This is a genomic window from Sphaerisporangium sp. B11E5 (assembly GCF_039871875.1).
Classification (GTDB): Bacteria; Actinomycetota; Actinomycetes; order Streptosporangiales; family Streptosporangiaceae; genus Sphaerisporangium.
This window is the reverse complement of the sequence record NZ_JBDPMD010000100.1, coordinates 1-4091: the sequence shown is the minus strand read 5'-3', so window position 1 is coordinate 4091 and position 4091 is coordinate 1. Positions and strand designations below refer to the sequence as shown.

Annotated in this window: 2 protein-coding genes; both read right to left on the bottom strand. The window is 73.8% G+C overall.

Going from position 1 to position 4091, the window contains the following annotated elements:
• Nucleotides 1–743 precede the first annotated feature (743 nt).
• Complete coding sequence (locus tag ABGB17_RS38640) at nt 744–3383, bottom strand: VIT domain-containing protein (RefSeq protein ID WP_347639339.1); 2640 nt, start codon at nt 3381–3383, stop codon at nt 744–746.
• Entirely contained in the window at nt 3380–3796 is a 417-nt protein-coding gene (locus ABGB17_RS38635) for a hypothetical protein (protein WP_347639337.1), read from the bottom strand. The genes ABGB17_RS38640 and ABGB17_RS38635 overlap by 4 nt, the downstream gene beginning before the upstream one ends.
• Nucleotides 3797–4091 lie beyond the last annotated feature (295 nt).

Sequence of the window (4091 nt, the reverse complement as noted above, 5' to 3'; positions counted from 1 at the left end):
CCCCACCCCTGAAGGTCCGCCACATCCCCTTGATGGACATCCTCCGCCCCGCCTACCGAACCCTCCCCCCCGAAGCCCAAGAACGCCCCGACGCCTGACCGGCCCCCCGAGACGGACGAAGGACCGGCCAGAACCTTGTTCCAACGGGACACCACCAATCTCGGCGACTGGCAGCCAGAGGGCCAAGGCGTGGCCTCCCCAGTGCGGGGCGGCGAGGGCGGTGGGGGGCGACCCCGCGCCCACCGGCGCCGGGATGCCGTGCCCTAGGACATCGACGTCGCCCCCCGCGATGTACGGAACGACGGAGATGGCGAGGGCGTCGTTTCCTGAGGGGACCGCGAATGCCGGTGGTCGGCGGTGGGTGGCGGGGGGGGGTGGTGGATTTTCCGGTGAGCGGTCGAGGCCGGGCGGTCGAGGCCCCGTGCCGTGCCCTGGGTCTCGACGTAGTCGCTCGCGATGTGCGGAGGGACGGGGATGGCGGTGGTGTCGTTTCTTGAGGGGACTGCGAACGCTGGTGTCGGTGGTCGGTGGTCGGTGGTCGGTGGTCGGTGGTCGGTGGTCGGTGGTCGGAGGTCGGAGGTGGGTGGCGGGTTTGCCGATGAAAGAGCGAGGGCATCGAGGCCCGATGCCGTGGCATAGGGCCTCGACGTCGCCCCCGCGATGTACGGAGGGACAGAGGTGGTCAGGGGCGCTTACAGGACTTCAACTCCTGGTGACGGTGACCCGCGTGACGGACGGGTGGGTCAGGGGCGTTTCCAGAAGGGGCGGCGGGGAGCTGGGGGGTCGGTGGTGGGAGGTGGGGTGGAAAGATCGCTGGTGAGCGTGGCCAGGACGGTCAGGGCTCGGTGCCAGAGGGCCTCGACGTCGATGTCGGGGCTGGGGGTTTCGCAGGCTTCGAGGTCGTGGGCCAAGGTGGCCAGGGGGCCGTCGTCGCCTAGGTAGGTGGCCAGGGCGGACAGGCGGCTGGCGAGGTCGGCCAGGTAACTCATGCGGTCGGCGGGGGACAGGTCCTGGTTGGCGCGCAGGCGGGACAGTTCCTCCGTCAACTGGGGACGGATGGTCTCGGGGGAGTGGCGCACCAGGCCGGGAGCGGGGCGCGGCATGCGCTTCGCGATGCCGAATCGCCCGCGGGGGGCGGGTCCAGGGACGGGGCCGGTGGGTGGCGCCGAGGCGGGACCGGGACCGGGGCCGGTGGGCGGCGCGGGGGCGGCGCCGGGGGGTGGCGCGGGGGCGGCGCCCAGAGTGCCCTGGACCATCTCCTGGCCGGCGGCTGGGTACTTCTGGCCGGTGCCGAAGAACGACGGTGCGGCGGCGGTGGTGTACGCCACCGGTGCGGCGGCCATCATCGGTGCCGTGGCCAGGGGCATCTCCCAGCCGCTCGGCATCTCCACGGGCTGGATCACCCGGTGCGTCGCCCCACCCGGAGTGGTGACCACTCGGGTGTCCACCGCCACGAAGGCGGTGAACCGGCACAACACCCCGTGCCGCAGCGAGGTACGCACGATCTCCTGCTCCAGCTCGTACTCCCCGGCCGCGTACCGGTCCTCCAGCCTCCGCAGGTGGGCCCGAGCCCAAACGGCCCGCACCGCCCCGTCCACCACACCACCGAGCCCGGCCTGCCCACCATCGGTGGTCGTGCCGGCGACCGCGCGCGTGTCGGCGGTCACGCCGCCGTCAGGTGAGCTGGCGGGGGAGGAGGTGGGGAGGACGGCGGTGAGGTGGTGGTCCCAGGGGTGGCCGGTGGGGGTTTGGCCGTGGATGGTCGCGGTGCCGTGGGCGGGGCCTTGGTAGCGGCCCCAGACGCGGAGGGGGACGCCGGGGTAGAGGGAGGACAGGTGGGTGACGGTGGAAGGGAGGACGTTCAGGCCGTCGGGCTTCAGGGTGAGGGCGGTGACCAGGGGGGAGCCGATGCGGCGGTGGATGTGTTCCATCGCCTCGTCAAGGCGGTCCTCGGACTCGACGAGCTCGCAGCGGCCGGAGCCCAGGCCGGCGAGTCTGCCGAGGAAGCCCGCGTTGACGGCGCGGTCGATGCCCACGGTGTGCACGCGGACGGCCGCGAGCCGGGTGGTGAGCCGTTCCAGGATCTGGTCCTCGTTGCCGACCTGGCCGTCGGTGACCAGGACCAGGACGCGGTCCCGGCCGGGGTCGTCGAGGAGGGCCAGGCCCTGCTCCATGGGGTCAAGCATCTCGGTGCCGCCGCGTGCCTCCAGGCGGGAGAGGTGCTCGACGGCGCGGTACCGGTTGCGGTCGGTCGCGGGGGACAGGCCGGCGCCGAGGTCCTGCGGGCGCTCCACCACCGAGTCGAACGACAGGACCGCGAACCGGTCCTCCGAAGTGAGGGTGTCGACGATGCGCGCCGCCGCCCGCCGGGCCGCGATGATCTTCCACCCGGTCATGCTGCCTGACCGGTCCAGCAGCAACGCCACGTCCCGCGGCCGTCGCCTGGCCTCCTCGTCCAGGTCGGGCGGCAGCACGGTGAGCGCGAACGTCCCGTCCCCGTCCTCCGCGGCATGGACGCCGGCCTCTCCCTCACCCGGCGCGGTGCCGGAGAGGGGGGACGCCGTGCGGTCGCCGGGGGTGTCGGGGAACAGTTCCAGGGAGGCGGAGGCGGCGAACTGGAGGCGGAGGAGGAAGTCGCGGTCCAGGCGCTCGCCGGGGCTGAGGCGGACGGTGCCGTTCTCCTCGGTGACGGTGTGCAGGCTGGAGCGCAGTTCACGCAGGTCGAGGCCGGCCGGGTCCACGTGGACGGCCAGGGACAGCCGGACAGGGTTCGGGAAGCCGGGGAGCAGGACCGGCGGCGTGATGCGGGAGGCGTCGGGGACGGCGTCGGTGTCGGGGGCCACGCCGGAGCCGGACGCGTCGCCGTCAAGGGGCGTGCCGGGGATGTAGCGGGGGGCAACGACCAGCGGGAACCGGAACGTCGCGGCGCCGTCCTCGTAGGGGAGGGGCTGGCTGAGGGTCAGGCGGACGGTGACCCGCTCGCCGGGGACGATGTTGCCGACGCGGATGGTGAAGACGTCGGGCCGGTCCTCCTCGGCGATGGCGGCTCGTTTGCCCTGGGCCATCGCCTCGTCGTAGTCGCGCCTGGCCTCGCCGCGTTCCTTCAGCGTGCCCTCGATCACCCGGTCGTCCGCCTCCATGCGGAAGGCGGTCACCGCCGCGCGGTCCGGCAGCGGGAAGACGTACGTCGCCTCCAGCGGCACGTCGTGCGGATTGCGGAACCCCTGGGACATCTCGACCCCGGAGGTGAGCCCGGTGACGCGCGCCGTCACCTCGACGCTCTCCAGCGGCAGGTTCCCCTTGCCGGTGCTCAACGCGCCGATCCCCGCGTCGGGAAGCGGGGTGTACTCGCCGGGCTTCAGCGGGGCGATCGGAACACTCATCTCTGCATCCCTTCGGGGTTTCCGGCGATCGTGTCAGCGGCGTCGGGGCCGGCGTCGGCAGGCTCGGCCGGCTCCTGACCGGCCACCAGGTGCCGCTCCTGGAGGACGGCGAGCAGCGGCCCCGCGGCGCTCCGGATCGCCGCCACGTCGTCCAGGCCCGGCGTGCGCCCGTCGAGCATGAGCGTCACCCCGCGCGCCAGCCGCACCCCGTAGACGAGCGCTCCACCTCCCGGCGGCACGAGATCCGGCCCCCGGTGACCGCCGTCAGCCGAGCGCTCCGGCATGGCGGGGTAGAAGGCGGCGGGCCGCTCCGCCCAGAAGCGCGGCCGTGCGACGTCCGGCGTGGCCCACGGCCCCGCCCCGGCCGGCTCATGTCCGAATGGAGGCGCGGAGGGCGGGATCAAGGGCTCCAAGGGCGAGGCACCCCCTTCCAGGAAAGGCTGCGGGACGGTGTCCGGCGCAGCGGGAGGTGGAGGGGTTTGCGGGGTGCCACCCGGCGCGGCGGGAGGCGGAAGGGTGTGCGGGGTGCCACCCGGCGCGGCGGGAGGTGGAGGGGCTTGCGGGGTGGCGCCCGGCGGAGTGGAGGGGGGATCGGGCCGCGGGGCGGGAGTCGCGTGAGGCTGAGCGGGAGTCGCGTGGGGCTGTGGAGCGGCGACCGGGGGGGCGGAGGGCGTCAACGGGTTCGGGACGCCTGCTTTTGGTGGCGGG

Coding starts and splice junctions, on each gene's coding strand:
- ABGB17_RS38640 (WP_347639339.1), bottom strand. CDS start 3,383: ATGAGTGTTCCGATCGCCCCGCTGAAGCCCGGCGAGTACACCCCGCTT.